Source organism: Actinosynnema sp. NPDC037264 (genome assembly GCF_055603705.1).
The window spans coordinates 100,693-117,109 of the sequence record NZ_JBVJVK010000021.1 but is presented as its reverse complement, the minus strand read 5'-3'; the positions used below and the strand labels follow the sequence as shown (position 1 = coordinate 117,109).

Annotated in this window: 15 protein-coding genes; 7 read left to right on the top strand and 8 right to left on the bottom strand. The window is 71.2% G+C overall.

Annotation, left to right across the window (positions count from 1 at the left end; all coding sequences use genetic code 11):
- Positions 1-388: 388 nt before the first annotated feature.
- Positions 389-589, bottom strand: coding sequence for a hypothetical protein (locus tag ACZ7GX_RS23550; RefSeq protein ID WP_498779530.1), 201 nt, complete (start codon positions 587-589; stop codon positions 389-391).
- 457 nt (positions 590-1,046) lie between these two features.
- Between ACZ7GX_RS23550 and ACZ7GX_RS23545 the strand changes: the two genes are divergently transcribed.
- On the top strand, positions 1,047-1,685 hold the full coding sequence (locus tag ACZ7GX_RS23545) for a RhiA family protein (protein WP_498779529.1): 639 nt from the start codon (positions 1,047-1,049) through the stop codon (positions 1,683-1,685).
- A gap of 230 nt (positions 1,686-1,915) precedes the next feature.
- Positions 1,916-2,488 carry a hypothetical protein gene (locus ACZ7GX_RS23540; RefSeq protein WP_498779528.1) on the top strand — a complete coding sequence of 191 codons (573 nt, stop codon included), beginning with the start codon at positions 1,916-1,918 and terminating at the stop codon, positions 2,486-2,488.
- Between the two features lie 36 nt (positions 2,489-2,524).
- On the opposite strand, the gene ACZ7GX_RS23535 is transcribed toward ACZ7GX_RS23540, so the two are convergent.
- Positions 2,525-4,036, bottom strand: a complete 1,512-nt coding sequence (locus tag ACZ7GX_RS23535; RefSeq protein ID WP_498779526.1) for a diguanylate cyclase domain-containing protein — start codon at positions 4,034-4,036, stop codon at positions 2,525-2,527.
- A gap of 59 nt (positions 4,037-4,095) precedes the next feature.
- On the opposite strand from ACZ7GX_RS23535, the gene ACZ7GX_RS23530 reads away from it, so the two are divergent.
- The 3 genes from ACZ7GX_RS23530 (at position 4,096) to ACZ7GX_RS23520 (ending at position 6,210) form a co-directional block, all read left to right on the top strand.
- On the top strand, positions 4,096-4,614 hold the full coding sequence (locus ACZ7GX_RS23530; RefSeq protein WP_498779525.1) for a MarR family winged helix-turn-helix transcriptional regulator: 519 nt from the start codon (positions 4,096-4,098) through the stop codon (positions 4,612-4,614).
- A gap of 259 nt (positions 4,615-4,873) precedes the next feature.
- Positions 4,874-5,491, top strand: coding sequence for a DUF4360 domain-containing protein (locus tag ACZ7GX_RS23525; protein ID WP_498779523.1), 618 nt, complete (start codon positions 4,874-4,876; stop codon positions 5,489-5,491).
- Between the two features lie 110 nt (positions 5,492-5,601).
- A complete protein-coding gene (locus ACZ7GX_RS23520) occupies positions 5,602-6,210 on the top strand; it encodes a DUF4360 domain-containing protein (RefSeq protein ID WP_498779566.1) in 609 nt (202 codons plus the stop codon).
- 180 nt (positions 6,211-6,390) lie between these two features.
- Here the strand turns inward: ACZ7GX_RS23520 and ACZ7GX_RS23515 are convergent, their stop codons facing one another.
- The 4 genes from ACZ7GX_RS23515 to ACZ7GX_RS23500 form a co-directional block, all read right to left on the bottom strand.
- The gene (locus ACZ7GX_RS23515; protein ID WP_498779522.1) at positions 6,391-7,842 is read right to left on the bottom strand and encodes a glutamate synthase subunit beta; all 1,452 of its coding nucleotides are present in this window, start codon (positions 7,840-7,842) and stop codon (positions 6,391-6,393) included.
- Entirely contained in the window at positions 7,835-12,322 is a 4,488-nt protein-coding gene (gene gltB / locus ACZ7GX_RS23510; protein WP_498779520.1) for a glutamate synthase large subunit, read from the bottom strand. Before gltB ends, ACZ7GX_RS23515 begins: the two co-directional genes overlap by 8 nt.
- Before the next feature lie 382 nt (positions 12,323-12,704).
- Entirely contained in the window at positions 12,705-12,917 is a 213-nt protein-coding gene (locus ACZ7GX_RS23505; RefSeq protein WP_498779519.1) for a hypothetical protein, read from the bottom strand.
- Between the two features lie 140 nt (positions 12,918-13,057).
- The gene (locus ACZ7GX_RS23500) at positions 13,058-13,762 is read right to left on the bottom strand and encodes a VIT1/CCC1 transporter family protein (RefSeq protein ID WP_498779517.1); all 705 of its coding nucleotides are present in this window, start codon (positions 13,760-13,762) and stop codon (positions 13,058-13,060) included.
- 133 nt (positions 13,763-13,895) lie between these two features.
- Between ACZ7GX_RS23500 and ACZ7GX_RS23495 the strand changes: the two genes are divergently transcribed.
- Entirely contained in the window at positions 13,896-14,522 is a 627-nt protein-coding gene (locus ACZ7GX_RS23495) for a peptidoglycan recognition protein family protein (protein WP_498779515.1), read from the top strand.
- Positions 14,523-14,547: 25 nt separating this feature from the next.
- Here the strand turns inward: ACZ7GX_RS23495 and ACZ7GX_RS23490 are convergent, their stop codons facing one another.
- A complete protein-coding gene (locus ACZ7GX_RS23490; protein WP_498779514.1) occupies positions 14,548-15,093 on the bottom strand; it encodes a hypothetical protein in 546 nt (181 codons plus the stop codon).
- A gap of 43 nt (positions 15,094-15,136) precedes the next feature.
- Complete coding sequence (locus ACZ7GX_RS23485; protein ID WP_498779512.1) at positions 15,137-15,487, bottom strand: ArsR/SmtB family transcription factor; 351 nt, start codon at positions 15,485-15,487, stop codon at positions 15,137-15,139.
- 93 nt (positions 15,488-15,580) lie between these two features.
- On the opposite strand from ACZ7GX_RS23485, the gene ACZ7GX_RS23480 reads away from it, so the two are divergent.
- Complete coding sequence (locus ACZ7GX_RS23480; protein ID WP_498779510.1) at positions 15,581-16,312, top strand: SDR family NAD(P)-dependent oxidoreductase; 732 nt, start codon at positions 15,581-15,583, stop codon at positions 16,310-16,312.
- Positions 16,313-16,417 lie beyond the last annotated feature (105 nt).

The following is a 16,417-nucleotide window of genomic DNA, read 5'->3' as shown; positions in this document are numbered from 1 at the left end:
ACCGCCGCGCGGCCCGTGGGCGAACGGGACGGAGCCGGGAGGCAGGCGGTCTGGGGGCCGCCGTGCCTCGACCGGCTCCGCCTCCGGTCGAACGCTCCCCTGACGTCCGCCCGGCAAGCCCGAGCATGCCCGCGGGCGCTTGCGGAAAACTGGGGTGGCGTTGAAGTGGCTGGTCACAGGCCTGTGGTGGGGCTTGCTCGACAGCCGCCGGGCGCGGACGACCCTGGTCGGACCTCTCGCCCGACCTGCCCGTCCTGCCCGGGCGCACCGGCCGACCTCGGGCTCGGGGACCGGACCGGGTAGCGCCCGCGTCCTCCAACGGTCGTCGCCAGGCCTTCGGGGGTCACTCGCGGGCGGTCCCGCTCACGGGGTTGCGTCGCGCGTTGCGTCACCCGTGCCCGGACGGCGCGTCGGCCAGGCGACCGCCCAGTTCCCGTAACCGCTCCGCGAGGTCAGCGGTGGCCTCGATCAGGTCGCTCAGGGACGTCCCGGGCTCCACCGGGGTCCAGCCGCGCGCCAGGAAGCGGATGACCTCGGCGTTGTCCCGGAGCTCGACCGCGAGCGCCTCCACCTGACCGGGCAGCGCCACGGCCGACCGCTCGGTGACCCGCCTGGCCCGGAACGCGCGCTGCCGGCACGCCGACGAGCAGTACCGACGGGGCCTTCCGGTGCTCCGCGCGGCGAACTCCTTCCGACACTGCTGGCAATTCAATTCGCGCGACTTTCGTTACGGATCGCCCGGCGTTTTCACGTTGCGAAAAGGCGCGCCCGGCGCTTCCGGTGGCCAAGTCAGGTGAATGCGACGTCGACGTATCGGGTGAAGGCCGGTCGCTTGACGCCCTGCGTTCGCCGGCGTGTACTGGTTTTGTCGGACGGACCGGCAAAGTGAATCGAAAAGTTTCCGAATGCGTTGATCGGCCGACCGTTCCGAGCCCGGAGGAACGCGGTGGGATCGACCGGCCCGCGACCGATCGCACTGCGCCGACTATTCCGCGCCGTGGTTCGAATTTATCCGAATCGTCTCCTCGTGAAGGAGTTGTGCTGCCATGCCAACCCAGTACTCCCTGACGGTCCGCAATGAATCTACCCAGTTCCAAGACCTCTGCGTGTACCAGCAGCCCGTGGACCTCGGCGTGCGCAACGCCATGTCGCTCGCCTGGCTGACCGCGCCGGCGTGGCCGAACACCACCGTGACCTTCGAGTGGACCCTCGACTACTGCTTCGTCTGGTCCTACACGGGCTCGTTGAAGCCGGGCACGCGGTTCCGCGCGCAGGAGGTCCGCCGGGCCAACCCGCAGGACCTCACCGCGAACCAGATCCTGTTCGACTACACCGACGGCGCGCACCGGTTCGTGCCAGGAAAGGCGTTCGGCGTCCCGGAGCTCGGCAGCCTCTACGTCCGGGAACTGCCGACGGTGCCGGCGGACGGCGCGGCGGTCGGCATCGGCATGTCGAACTCCGGCGTGTTCGCGGTGCAGGCGCAGCCCAACGAGAACCTCGTCTTCACCCCGCACCCCAGTTACTGGCTCACCGCGGGCACCTACGTCCACGGCGAGGTGCTCGACATCGAGCAGATCAGCAACTCCGTCGAGCTGCAGTACAACGCGGGCTTCGACATGACCGCGGTGCTGCAGGCGGACAACACGTGGTCGATCAGCACCGGCATGCAGCCGGTCGCCGCCTGACCGCACCGGTGACCGGACCTCTCCCCGGTCCCCGATGACCCGTGCGCCCGGACGCCCCTCCGGCGCATCGCGGAGGACGACGGGGTCGAGGTCCGGTGGCGCCCACGACCCGCCCCGCTCGACAGCCCGGGTGCCCCCACCACACCGGCCCGTCGTCCCGGGCGCGGAGCGCGACTTCCCCGGCGCGCTCCGCGCCCCTTCCTCTCCTCCCTCTCCCCAGGAGTTCACCCATGGCTTACAACACCATCGGCCCGGTCGACGTCATCAAGGCCCTCGTCGGCTGGATCCAAGCGGACCAGCCGACGATCGAGGCGCTCTCGGTGTTCGCGGGCGGCTGGGAAGGCTGGGCCCGCAACCAGTTCGCGCTGTGGTTGCAGGCCGAGCTGAAACTGCGGCTCCGCAACAACAATCCGCTCGACGTCCTGACGGAGGCCAACTTCATCCCGACCGGCGAGGGCGCGGTCCCGGTTTTCGAGACCCCCCAGGCTCGCGCCGATCTCGTGTTCAACGCGCTCAGCCCCGCCGTCGCGGACACCGCGCCGGTCATCATCACCGAGTTGAAGTGCCAGTCGCCCAAACAGCCGTGGACCTCGTTCCGCTCCGGGCTCAGCCGTGACGTCACCAAGCTGTACGGCGTCAACCCCGACGTCGACGACGCCTTCGGCCCGGAGAACGTGATGGTGCTGTCGCTGGGCATCTGCTTCAACGAACCCGGCTTCCGCCCCGCCGCGGGCTACCGGGTCGAGCCCGCGGGCCGCCAGTACGCCGTGCAGTGGTGGTCGGACCCCGACCTGGTCGGCTGACGCGGACCTCGCTCCACCGGGTCGACGCGGCCGGCCCTACGAGTGGATGACCAGACCCCGGCCACCGTCGCGCTTCGCCTCGTACATGGCCTTGTCCGCACGGCTGAGGACGGTCGCGGCGGTGGCCTCGGGGTCGTGGTCGGCGCAGATCACCACGCCGACCGACGCGCTGATCTCCTCGCCGAGCGCGTCGAGGATCCGGAACGCCACCTTCTCCGGCTCCTCCAGCCCTTCGACCAGGACGCCGAACTCGTCACCGCCGAGCCTGGCCACCACGTCGGTGTCGCGGACGCACTGCCGCAGCCGCTGCGCCACCCGTTCGAGCAACGCGTCGCCGTGCGCGTGGCCGGAGACGTCGTTGACCGCCTTGAAGTCGTCCAGGTCCACGAACAGCAGCCCGAACGGCCTGCCGTCGCGGTGGTGCTCGGCCATCGCCTCGTCCAGCCTGCGCTCGAACAGCGCCCGGTTGGCCAGCCCGGTCAACGGGTCGTGGTGCGCCTGGTGCGTCAGGGTGCGCTCGGACTCGCGCAGCAGCAGAACGAGCTTCGTGTTGTCCACAAGGGTCACCAGCTGCCGCAAAATCACCGCGACGAACACCGTGAAGCCGCAGCCGATCTCCACCGCGTCCAACGGCCCGAGGTCGCCGATGATCGTGCGCCGCAGCACCAGCACGCTGCTGACCAGTAAGGGCACGTACGGCATCAGCAGGTAGGCCCACTGCCACGGCCGCCGGTTGCGGCTCGGGCCGGTCGACGGCGACGGCACGGGCGCCAGCGCCGCCAACGCGATCAGCGCCGGTCCCACCACGAACCCGGCGTTGGCCAGCGGCGGCACCTCCGGCGCCTGGATGCTGACCAGGTAGGCGAACGCGAAGTCGGACGCGGCCAGCGCCACCAGGCCGAGGCCGAGCAACCGCAGCTGCGGTCGCAGCACGACCTTGCGGTCCGCGCTCAGCACCACCACGATCACCAGCAGCACCAGGTCCGTCACCGGGTAGGCGATGGCCACCAGGAACGCCGCCGAACCCGGGTTCCCGGCCGCGACCAGCCCGCCGAGCGACGTGGTCCAGGTCAGCACGAACAACGACCCGACCACGATCAGGCCGTCCAGCAGCAGCACCAGCCGGGCGCTGCGGGACCGGCGGTCCAGCAGCGCGTCGGGGGAGTCCGACCGGCGGAAGTTGCCGATCACGAGCAGCGCGACGAACGCGAACGGCACGATGCTGAGGTACCCGGCGTCCGCCGGCGACGGCGACGGCACGGCGCGCCGCTCGACCAGCTGGTACCACGTCCACAACGCCTGGCCGGTGGACCAGCCCGCCATGCCGAACCCCATCGCCAGCCGCCAGCGGCGGTCCGGCCCGGTCGCCCGGCGCGCCGTCCACCAGCAGCAACCGGTGGCGAACAGACCGGTGGCGAGCTGGGCGAGGTCGTCGAGGACCACCGCGCCCTCGCCCTTGACGAGGTCGAAGCTCGCGGCCACGGACGCGGCGGTGGCCAGCGCCACCACGACCGCGGCCGTGATGGCGAACCGCCTCGTCCCGATCACGTCGGCCAGTGTGCCGCATTCCGGTGCCTTCGGCCGGGTCGCCCTGGGAGGATCGGCGGGTGGCAGAGCAGGAGGTTCCCGTCGCCGCCGACGTGGTGACGGAGCAGGAGTACGAGCGGTTCGCCCGGCACCGGATCGCCGAGTTGGGAGGCGACGCGGACGCGTTCGGCCTCTCGTACAACGTGTTGCACCTGGCGTACGTGATGATCAACGACTACGAGGCGCTGGTGCACCGCGAGCAGGGCTGGACCATGCCCGGGTTCCGGTTGATGTTCAAGCTGTGGATCCTGGGCCCGACCCAGCCCGCGCGGCTGGCCGACCTGTCCGGCACGACCAGGTCGGCGATGTCCAACCTGATCAACACGCTGGAGCGGGCCGGGCTGGTCGAGCGGACCAGGGACGGCCAGGACCGGCGCGTGGTGTTCGTCGCGCTCACCGAGGAGGGCCGCTCGGCGGTGGCGCGGGTCTTCCCGCACCAGAACGCGCGCGAGGCGCGCTGGTTCGCCGTGCTGGACCCCGACGAGCGCGCGCAGATGGTGCAATTGATCCGACGAGTGGCCGCCGCCCGTCCGAGGTAGTCCGGTCGAGACGCGGTTTTTCGCAATTTCGTCGCGATTTCAACGAACGCCGTGCGGATTGCCCGCGGTCGTCGTCGAATTCACGGCGTCGGTATGCCCGGTCGGCTGGAAAAGTCTTGGCCATTTCTGCGGGAAAACATTTGTCCCAATATCTGGGAGCGGTTCCACTCTAATGGAGGAGCAGTGCTCCGGCGACGTTGCGCTACGGTCCTGTAACCGCCGTCACACCGCACGTCAACCCGCAGGAGAAAGGCCGTTCATGCTGACCTTAGTGGCCGCGGCTGCATTGACCCTGTCCGCGCTCTCCCCCTCCGGTGAAACAACGGTCGAGACCGCGCCCGAATACGTCACGGTCCAGGTCAGGACCGTGAACGGATCCGGTTGCCCGGCCGGCACCGCGGCGGTCGCCGCCTCGCCCGACCGCACCGCCTTCACCGTCACCTACAGCAGTTTCCTGGCGCAGGCCGGCGCCGACTCCGAGCCGACGGACTTCCGGAAGAACTGCCAGCTCGCGCTGGAGCTGAACTACCCCCAGGGCTTCACCTACGGCATCGCCAGGGCCGACTACCGCGGGTTCGCGCACCTCCAGCGCGGCGCGGTGGGCATGGAGCAGGGCAACTACTACTTCCAGGGCATGTCTCCGACTGCCCGCAAGAGCCATTCCTACGCCGGGCCCTACAGCGACAACTGGCAGGCGACGGACGCCACGGAATGGGACGCGATCGTCTACGCGCCGTGCGGCGAACAGCGGATGTTCAACATCAACACCGAACTCCGGGTCACCGCGGGCACGTCGACCGGCACCAGTTTCATGGTGATGGACTCGACCGACAGCAACGTGAGCACCACGTACCACTTCTCGTGGAAGCGGTGCTAGGACGGCCCGACCGGTGACCGGGCAAGGGACTTGCGTCAATTCGCCGCCGATACCGTGCTCAATGACGAGTCGGAAGGTGCTGCATGTTCAATTTCGTGGCGGCCGTCACCATGGCGGCGGCGGTGATCATCATTCCTCCCGGCGGGGCGCCGAACACCACCCCGCCGCCGGATCACATGACCATCGACGTGGTGACCGTCAACGGATCCGGATGCCCGGCCGGTACCGCGGCCGTGGCGGTCTCTCCGGACAACAAGGCGTTCACCGTCACCTACAGCCAGTTCATGGCGCAGGTGGGCGTAGGCGCGCTGCCCACCGATTTCCGGAAGAACTGCCAGCTCAACCTGAGGCTGAACATCCCACAGGGGTTCACCTACGGCATCGCGCAAACCGACTATCGCGGCTTCGCCCACCTCGAGCGGGGCGCGACCGGTCTGGAACGGGCCAACTACTACTTCCAGGGCATGTCGCCGACGGCGTACCGGAGCCACAGCTACGCGGGACCGTTCAGCGACGACTGGCAGGCCACCGACACCACCGAACTCGCCGCGATCGTCTACCACCCGTGCGGCGAGCAACGGCTGTTCAACATCAACACGGAGTTGCGGGTGAGCGCCGGGTCGTCCGACACGACGACGACCACCAGCTTCATGTCCATGGACTCCACGGACGGCAGCGTCGAGACGACTTACCACTTCGCCTGGAAGACCTGCCCGTGAGCGAACCGGCCCGGTGAGTGGTGGTCCCCACCCACCGGACCGGCCCGCCTGAGCGCGTGCGCGAAAGGCTCGACCGGTAGGCGCACGCGCCGCTTCGACTTCCCGCGCGGCCGGACCACGCTGTCCGGCCGCGCGGGAAGGCCGTCCCCGGCCGCACGTCGTTGTGCGGCCGGGGACGAGTCACACGAGCGGCCGGTCGGTCGGCTCGATCGGCCTGGGCAGCACGGAGCGGCCCGTCAGGTAGGCGTCCACGCCGGCGGCGGCCGAGCGGCCCTCGGCGATGGCCCACACGATCAGCGACTGGCCGCGGCCCATGTCGCCGGCCACGAACACGCCGTCGACCGAGGTCGCGAACTCCTCGTCCCGCGCCACGTTGCCGCGCGCGTCGAGGTCGACGCCCAGCTCGGTGAGCAGGCCGTCCTTCTCCGGGCCGACGAAACCCATCGCCAACGTCACCAGCTGCGCCGGGATCTCCCGCTCGCTGCCGGGCACCGGCTCGAACCGCCCGCCGGACGCCTCGACCTCGACCAGCTTCAACGCCCGCACCGCGCCCTCGTCGTCACCGAGGAACTCGACGGTGGACACCGAGTACAGCCGCTCGCCGCCCTCCTCGTGCGCCGACGTGACCCGGTAGAGCATCGGGTAGGTCGGCCACGGGTGCGCCTCGGCGCGCTTCTCCGGCGGCCGGGGCATGATCTCCAGCTGCGTCACGGACAACGCGCCCTGGCGGTGGGCCGTGCCGACGCAGTCCGCGCCGGTGTCGCCGCCGCCGATGACGACGACGTGCTTGCCCTCGGCGGTGATGGGCGGCGCGTCCAGCTCGCCGCGCGCCACCTTGTTGGCCCCCGGCAGGTACTCCATCGCCTGGTGCACGCCCGTCAGCGACCGGCCGGGCACCGGCAGGTCGCGCCACGCCGTCGCGCCGCCGGCCAGCACCACCGCGTCGTAGGACTCCCGCAGCTCCTCGACCGTGACGTCGACGCCGACGTTCACGTTCGTCCGGAACTCGGTGCCCTCGGCGCGCATCTGGTCGAGCCTGCGGTCCAGCCGCCACTTCTCCATCTTGAACTCGGGGATGCCGTAGCGCAGCAGCCCGCCGATCGCGTCGGCCCGCTCCAGCACCACGACCGAGTGACCGGCGCGGGTCAGCTGCTGCGCGGCGGCCAGGCCCGCCGGCCCGGAACCCACCACGGCCACCGAACGGCCGCTGCGCGCGGCGGGCGGCTGGGGCGTGACCCAGCCCTCGTCCCACGCCCGGTCGATGATGGAGATCTCGACCCGCTTGATGGTGACGGGATCGCCGTTGATCCCCACCACGCACGCGGCCTCGCACGGCGCCGGGCACAACGTCCCGGTGAACTCCGGGAAGTTGTTGGTGGCGTGCAGCCGTTCCGAGGCCTTGCGCCAGTCGTCGCTGAACACCAGGTTGTTCCACTCGGGGATCAGGTTCCCCAGCGGACAGCCCTGGTGGCAGAACGGGATGCCGCAGTCCATGCACCGGCCGGCCTGCTTCTCCAGCTTGGGCCGCTCGAACTCCTCGTAGACCTCGCGCCAGTCGCGCAGGCGCAGGAAAACGGGACGGCTGCGCGGGGTCTCACGCTCGGTGGTGAGGAACCCACGAGGGTCAGCCATGAGACGCCTCCATGATCGCTTCGTTGACGTCCCGGCCCTCGAGCTCGGCCAGGGCCTGTGCCGCCAGCACCCTCTTGTAGTCCTTCGGCATGACCTTGGTGAACCGGTCCACCGCCAGGTCCCAGTCGGCCAGCAGCGCGTGCGCCACCGCCGAGTCCGTTTCCAGGTAGTGCTTCTCCACCGCGCGCCGCAGGAACTCGCGGTCCGACTCGTCCACCGGGTCCAGGTCCACCATCTCGGGGTTGACCCGCGGCACGGCCGCGTCCAGCACGTAGGCGATGCCGCCGGACATGCCCGCGGCGAAGTTGCGCCCGGTCGCGCCGAGCACGACCACCCGGCCGCCGGTCATGTACTCGCACCCGTGGTCGCCGACGCCCTCGACGACGGCCAGCGCGCCCGAGTTGCGCACGCAGAACCGCTCGCCGACCTTGCCGCGCAGGAAGATCTCGCCGCCGGTCGCGCCGTAGCCGATCACGTTGCCGGCGATGATGTGCTGCTCGGCGGCGAACTGCGCGTCGGGCACCGGCCGGACGACGATCCGCCCGCCCGACAGGCCCTTGGCCACGTAGTCGTTCGCGTCGCCGATGAGCCGCAACGTGATGCCGCGCGGCACGAACGCGCCGAACGACTGCCCGGCCGTGCCGGTGAACGTGATGTCGATCGTGTCGTCGGGCAGGCCCTCGCCGCCCCACCGCTTGGTCACCTCGGAGCCGAGCATGGTGCCGACGGTGCGGTTGACGTTGCGCACCGGCAGTTCCAGCCGCACCCGGTCGCCGGAGGCGATCGCGCCCTCGGCGAGCTGGATCAGGGTGTTGTCCAGCGCCTTGTCCAGCCCGTGGTCCTGGGAGGTGGTGCGGTGCCGCGCCGCGCCCTCGGGCAGCGACGGCACGTGGAAGATCGGCGACAGGTCGAGCCCGGCCGCCTTCCAGTGGTCGACCGCGGCCCGCGTGTCGAGCAGGTCCGCGTGCCCGACGGCCTCGGCCAGGGTGCGGAAACCCAGCTGCGCCAGCAGCTCCCGGACCTCCTGCGCGACGAACTCGAAGAAGTTCACCACGTGCTCGGCCTTGCCCGCGAACTTCGCCCGCAGCACCGGGTTCTGCGTGGCCACGCCGACCGGACAGGTGTCCAGGTGGCAGACCCGCATCATGACGCAGCCCGAGACGACCAGGGGAGCGGTGGCGAAGCCGAACTCCTCCGCGCCGAGCAGCGCCGCGATCACCACGTCGCGCCCGGTCTTGAGCTGGCCGTCGGTCTGCACCACGATCCGGTCGCGCAACCGGTTGGCCAGCAGCGTCTGCTGCGTCTCGGCCAGGCCCAGCTCCCACGGTCCGCCCGCGTGCTTGATGGACGACAGGGGTGACGCGCCGGTGCCGCCGTCGTGGCCGGAGATCAGCACGACGTCCGCGTGCGCCTTGGAGACGCCCGCCGCGACCGTGCCGACGCCGACCTCGGAGACGAGCTTCACGTGGATGCGCGCCGCCGGGTTGGCGTTCTTCAGGTCGTGGATGAGCTGCGCCAGGTCCTCGATCGAGTAGATGTCGTGGTGCGGCGGCGGCGAGATCAGGCCGACGCCGGGCGTGGAGTGCCGGGTCTTGGCGATCCACGGGTACACCTTCGCGCCGGGCAGCTGGCCGCCCTCGCCGGGCTTCGCGCCCTGCGCCATCTTGATCTGGATGTCGTCGGCGTTGACCAGGTACTCGCTCGTCACGCCGAACCGGCCCGAGGCCACCTGCTTGATGGCGCTGCGCCGCGAGTCGCCGTTGGCGTCGGGGGTGAACCGCTCGGCGTCCTCGCCGCCCTCGCCGGTGTTGGACTTCGCGCCCAGCCGGTTCATCGCGATGGCCAGCACCTCGTGCATCTCCTGCGAGATGGACCCGTAGGAGATGGCGCCGGTGGCGAACCGCTTCACGATGGACGAGACCGGCTCGACCTCGTCGATCGGCACCGGCTCGCGCACGCCCTCCTTGAACGCGAACAGCCCGCGCAGCGTCATCAGCCGCTTGGCCTGCTCGTCCACGCCCCGCGTGTACTCCTTGAAGATGTCGTAACGCCCGGTGCGCGTGGAGTGCTGGAGCTTGAACACGGTCTGCGGGTTGAACAGGTGCGCCTCGCCCTCGCGGCGCCACTGGTAGTCGCCGCCGACCTCCAGCTCGCGGTGGTGCGCCCGGACGCCGTCGGCCGGGAACGCCATCCGGTGCCGCCGCGCCACTTCCTCGGCGATGACGTCGAAGCCGACGCCGCCCAGCCGCGAGGTGGTGCCGGTGAAGCACGTGGCCACGACCTCGTCACCGAGGCCGATCGCCTCGAAGATCTGCGCGCCGGTGTAGGAGGCCACGGTCGAGACGCCCATCTTGGACATCGTCTTGCGCACGCCCTTGCCCAGCGCCTTGATCAGGTTGCGGGTCGCCACCTCCGGCTCGACGTCGGGCAGCTCCTCGACCGACGCCATGGCCAGGTACGGGTTCACCGCCTTCGCGCCGTAGCCGACGAGCAGCGCGATGTGGTGCACCTCGCGCGCGTCGCCCGACTCCACGATCAGGTCGACCTGGGTGCGGGTCTTCTCCCGCACCAGGTGGTGGTGCACCGCGCCGGTCAGCAGCAGCGACGGGATCGGCGCGTGCTCCTGGTCCACGCCCCGGTCCGACAGCACGACCAGCCGCGCGCCGTCCCGGATCGCCTGCGACACCTCGGCCCGGATCTCGTCCAGCCGCCGCACCAGCGCCTCGCCGCCGCCGGCCACCTCGTAGAGGCCGCGCACGGTGAACGTGCGGAACTCCGGCAGCGTGCCGTCGTCGTCCACGTGCACGAGCTTGGCCAGCTCGTCGTTGTCCAGCACGGGGAACGGCAACGAGATCCGGCGGCACGACGTGGCGTCGACCGACAGCAGGTTCGGCTCCGCGCCGAGCGTGGCGTGCAGCGAGGTCACCAGCTCCTCGCGGATCGCGTCCAGCGGCGGGTTGGTCACCTGGGCGAAGAGCTGCGTGAAGTAGTCGAACAGCTGCCGCGGCCGGTCCGACAGCGGCGCGAAGGGCGCGTCGTTGCCCATCGAGCCGATCGGTTCCGCGCCGGAGCGCGCCATCGGGCGCAGCAGCAGCGCCATTTCCTCTTCCGTGTAGCCGAACGCCTGCTGGCGGCGCACCAGGGACGAGTGCGTCGGCACCTCGCGCTCGCGCGCCGGGAGGTCGGCCAGGTGCAGGATGCCGTCGGCGACCCACTCCTGGTACGGGTGCTCGGCCGCGAGCTGCCCCTTGATCTCCTCGTCGTCGATGATCCGCCCCTGGGCGGTGTCGACCAGGAACATCCGGCCCGGCTCCAGCCGGCCCTTGCGCACGATCGTGGCCGGGTCGAGCTCCAGCACGCCCGCCTCGCTGCCGAGCACGACCAGGCCGTCCTCGGTGACCCAGTACCGGGCCGGGCGCAGGCCGTTGCGGTCGAGCACCGCGCCGATCAGCGTGCCGTCGGTGAACGCCACCAGCGCCGGGCCGTCCCACGGCTCCATGAGCGTGGAGTGGAACTCGTAGAACGCGCGCCGTTGCGCGTCCATCTCGGCGTGGTTCTCCCACGCCTCGGGGATCATCATCAGCACCGCGTGCGGCAGGCTGCGCCCGCCCAGGTGCAGCAGCTCCAGCACTTCGTCGAACGTCGCCGAGTCGCTGGCGCCGCGCGTGATGACCGGGAAGACCCGGGACAGGTCGCCGGGGATCAGGTCGGTGGCGAGCACCGACTCGCGCGCGTCCATCCAGTTCCGGTTGCCGCGCAACGTGTTGATCTCGCCGTTGTGCGCCACGTACCGGTACGGGTGGGCCAGCGGCCACGACGGGAACGTGTTGGTGGAGAACCGCGAGTGCACCAGGCCGATCGAGCTGGTGACCCGCTCGTCGGTCAGGTCGGGGAAGAACTTCTCCACCTGCGGCTCGGTGAGCATGCCCTTGTAGACGATCGTCCGCCCGGACAGGCTCGGGAAGTACACGTCGGTCGCGTGCTCGACGCGCTTGCGCACCACGAACGCCAGGCGTTCCAGTTCCAGGCCTTCCGCGCCACTGAGGAAGAGCTGGCTGAACGCGGGCATGGTGGTCTTCGCCGTGGGACCGACGTGGTCGGCGTCCACCGGCAGCGCGCGCCACCCGAGGACCGTCGCGCCCTCTTCGGCGGCGATGCGCTCGATCTGCTCCTTGACCTCGTCCTGACCCTCCTGGGGGAGGAACGCGGTGCCGACCGCGTAGCCGCCGGGCTCGGGCAAGGGGAAGCCGACGACCTCGCGGTAGAACGCGTCGGGCACCTGGATCAGGATGCCCGCGCCGTCACCGGTCTCCGGCTCGGCGCCGCGCGCTCCCCGGTGTTCGAGGTTGCGCAGCGCCACCAGGGCCTGGCTGACGATCGCGTGATTTCTGCGACCGGCCAGGTCGGCGACGAACGCGACACCGCAGGCGTCGTGCTCGTACTGCGGGTCGTAAAGGCCTTGCGGCTGGTGGTGGGTCACAACGGGCCCTCCCGTGGCGTCGTCCGGGCATACGGAGACGGCCGAACGCCCGCGCGCGGCTTTACGCGGACAGCTCGGCCTGCAGGTACTGGCTGTGGACCCACGCCCGAGAGATCGTCGGCGTGGGTTCCGCACTCCGTTGTGCGGGAGAACTGCACTTGCTCGTGCGCGCCTCGCGGCCGGATGGGGCCGTTCGGGAGCGCTTGGCGGTGCACCGGGATTGCCGGGGTCTTGTGACGATAGTGTGAATTCGCGGTTATGGCTCTAGTCCGACAGGGCGTCGTGGTGAATCACACCACTACTTGACGCCGTTCCGACCAACGGGGTACACCCGGTCGGACCAGAGTTTCGCTCACTTTCGGAACTTCAGTGCCGGGTGAAATCAGCTGCCGGCTCTTCTGGACTCCCGCCCGCAGCCCACCGCGACGACGAGGCACAGCGCCGCGAGCGCGCCCTGCCACCACGCGCCCTCGCTCACGGCCAAGATCACGTTGACGCCCGAGACCAGCGCGAACAGCGCCGCCAGCAGCGCCCAGAGCCGACGTTCGGCCTTCGCGCCGCGCAGGAGGAGCAGTGATGTCGGTGGATGGGCCACGGCGCGCACCTCCGGTCCGGGCCTGCCGCGCTCGACGGCGACAAGTCGGCTGCGGATACCCGCACTTTGCGTACCTCACACCTCCGGGTGGTGACTTTTTCCCGCGAACCACCGAGGGTGTGTGCGCTGCGTGATCACGGTCAGCCGACCGTTGCTCCGAACAGGAGGCCGACGTAGTACGTGACGATCATCGTGAGCGACCCGACGACCACGTTGCGGCGCACCGCGCGGCCGACGCGGCTCGACCCGAGGCGGGCGCTGATCACGCCGGTGAGCACCAGGCCGACCAGCACGGCCACCGCGCACGCCCACACCCGCCACCCGGTCGGTGGCAGCACGATCGCGACCAGCGGGATCAGCGCGCCCGCCGCGAACGCCACCAGCGACGCCCACGCGGCCTGCCACGGGCTGGTCAGCTTGTCCGGGTCGATCTGCAGCTCGGCCTCGGCGTGCGCGCGCAGGGCGTCCTGCTCGGTCAGCTCGCGGGCGACCCGCGCGGCGAGGTCCTCCGACAGCCCCTTGTCCTGGTAGATCTCGGCGAGCTCGCGTTCCTCCTCCTCGGGCATCTCGCGCAGCTCGCGCTCCTCGAGCCTGAGCGCGGCCCGCTCGGTGTCCCGCTGGGTGCTGACCGAGACGTACTCGCCGCCCGCCATGGACAGCGAGCCCGCCACGAGCCCGGCCAGGCCCGCCGCGAAGATCGCGGTGCGGTCGGTGGTGGCGCCCGCGACGCCGACCACGAGCCCGGCCGTCGACACGATGCCGTCGTTGGCGCCGAGGACGCCGGCGCGCAGCCGGTTGAGCCGGCCGGAGAGGTCGTCGCGGTGCGGTTCGCCGGGGTGCGTCATGACCGTGATCGAACCACCACTCGGCCAACGGGTGGCGTCGCTGCCGCGAACGGGTGAAAGCATGGACAGCGGGGGCGGGTTGCCCGCCGGGGGCCGGGGTGATCGGCTCCCGGCTGACGAATCAGGGGGAGCGGTGGTCAGCAGGCGTGCGGTGCTGCTCGGGGTCGGCGCGGTGGTCGGGTCGGTCGCGGCCACGTTGCCGCCCCGTGCGCCGCGACGGCGCATCGAGCGGTGCGCCGAGTGGGGTGCCCGGACGCCGGTCGACCGGCCGGTGGTATTGGGCCGCGGGCCGGAGCGGATCCTGGTGCACCACACGGCGACGGAGAACGTGGCGGACGGTTCGCGGCAGCACGCGCACGAGTTGGCGCGGTTCTTCCAGGCGCTGCACATGGACGCCAACGACTGGGGCGACACCGGGCAGCACTTCACCATCACGCGCGGCGGCGTGGTGCTGGAGGGGCGGCACGGCAGCGTGGACGCGTTGTTGGCCGGCGACCGGATGGTGGAGGGCGCGCACGCGTACGGGCAGAACCGGAACTCGATCGGGATCGAGAACGAGGGCACCTACGTCGACGAGGTGCCGCCCGCCGGGCAGTGGGACGCGCTGGTGTGGCTGTGCGTGGTGATCTGCCGGCAGTACTCGATCCCGCCGGCGGAGATCCACGGCCACCGGGACTTCTGGGACGGCACCGTGTGCCCGGGCGACGCCTTCCACGCGTTGCTGCCGAGGCTGCGCGCCGAGGTGACCCTGGCGGTGTAGGTCGGGCCGCGACCGCGCCGGGCGGTCAGCCGGCCTCGACGATCCGCCACTGCGGTCCGCCGACCCAGGTGGCCTCGAGCCGGGACCGGTGGCCGCCGCCGGTGAACTCGACCACGACGGCGTCCGCGGGCTGTTCGACGGTGGCGGCGAAGCCCTGGCGCGGGGTGGCCGAGATGGGCTCCATGTCCGAGGCGGAGAAGCTGATCGCGGCGACCCCGCCGTGCAGGGTGAAGCTGCGCAGGTAGACCGGTTCGCCGTCGCGCTCGGTCCAGGTGCCGTTCTCCGACGGCAGGGGTTGGGTGGTCGTGGTGGTGGTCGGCACGGCCGTCGTCGTCGTGGTCGGCGCGACGGTGGCGATCACCGCGACCGTGGTCGTGGTCGTGATGGGCGCGGCGGTGGTGGTCGTCGTGGTGGTCCGGGCGATCGCCGAGGACTGCGTGGGCCCGGCGACGACGCGCGGCCGCTCCGGCGCGCCCGCGTCCAGCACGAACCGGATGCCCAGCCAGGACAGCACCACCGCGACCGCCGTCGACGCCGACCACGCGGCGAAGTACTGCAGGCCCCTGGTCACGCGGACATCCTGCCGGCGGGACCGGCGTCGCGGACCCCTTCGCTCAGCACGCGGCGCCCGGGGTGGTGACGTGGTTGCCGACGTCGTCCCGGTCGGCGGCGGCGAGCACGGTGTCGAGCAGGTGCGGGAAGCGGGCGTCGATGTCCTCGCGGCGGAGCCGGATGAAGCAGCGGGTGCCCTCCTCGCGCCGCCAGGTCAGGCCCGCGGCGTTGAGCACCTTGAGGTGGTGGCTGAGCGTGGACTTGGCGACGGGCGCGTCGAACTCGCCGAAGTTGAACTCCTCGCCGTCGGCGAGCAGGCGGACCAGGCCGACGCGGAGGGGGTCGCTGAGTGCCGCCAGGACGTCGGTCAGGGTCAGCTGATCGACGTCCGGGTTGCGGTCGGCGTGGCGCACGTCTGCCAGTCTAGGTGTTCGATGTTTTGCGAACGTCGAACTGTCGGGGGTAGGTTGTTCGATGTTCACCGAACTTCGAACAAGGTGGGGATCATGGAGTTTGACGGGCAGCTCGCGCTGGTCACGGGCAGCACGGCGGGGATCGGCCGGGAGACCGCGCGGTTGCTGGCGGCCGGTGGCGCGACGGTGATCGTCACGGGGCGGGACGAGGCGCGCGGCGCCGAGACCGTGGCGTCGATCGAGGCGGAGGGCGGGCAGGCGAAGTTCCTCGCCGCCGACATGGCGGACCTGGGGTCGGTGCGGGCGCTGGCGGAGGCGGTCGGCGAGGTGGACGTGCTGGTCAACAACGCCGGCATCTTCCCGTTCGCGGCGACCGCGGACCAGGACGCGGAGGGCTTCCAGCGGCTGTTCGACGTGAACGTGCGGGCGCCGTTCTTCCTGACCGCCGCGCTGCTGCCGGGCATGGCGGCCCGGGGCCGGGGCAGCGTGGTCACCGTGTCGACGTCCGCGACCTCGTTCGCGGTGCCGGGTGCGGCGGCGTACTCGGCGACCAAGGCGGCCCTGGAGTCCCTGACCCGGACGTGGGCCGTGGAGTACCGCGGCACGGGGGTCCGCGTCAACGCGATCGCGCCGGGCGCCACCGTGACCGAGGGGACGCAGGCCCTCCTCCCCGACGCCGTCGACGAGACCGGCCGCAAGTCGCCGCTCGGCCGCACGGCTTCCGCGCGTGAGATCGCCGAGGCCATCGTCTTCCTCGCCTCGCCGCGCGCGAGCTACGTGCACGGCGAACTCCTCCAGGCCGACGGCGGCCGCACCATCGGCTGACCACCCGCGTGGGGGGGGGGGGGGGGGGGGGGGGGGGGGGGGGGGGGGGGGTGCGGGGGGGGGGGGGGGGGGGGGGGGAGGGCCCCCCCCTGCTCACTCTCGCCC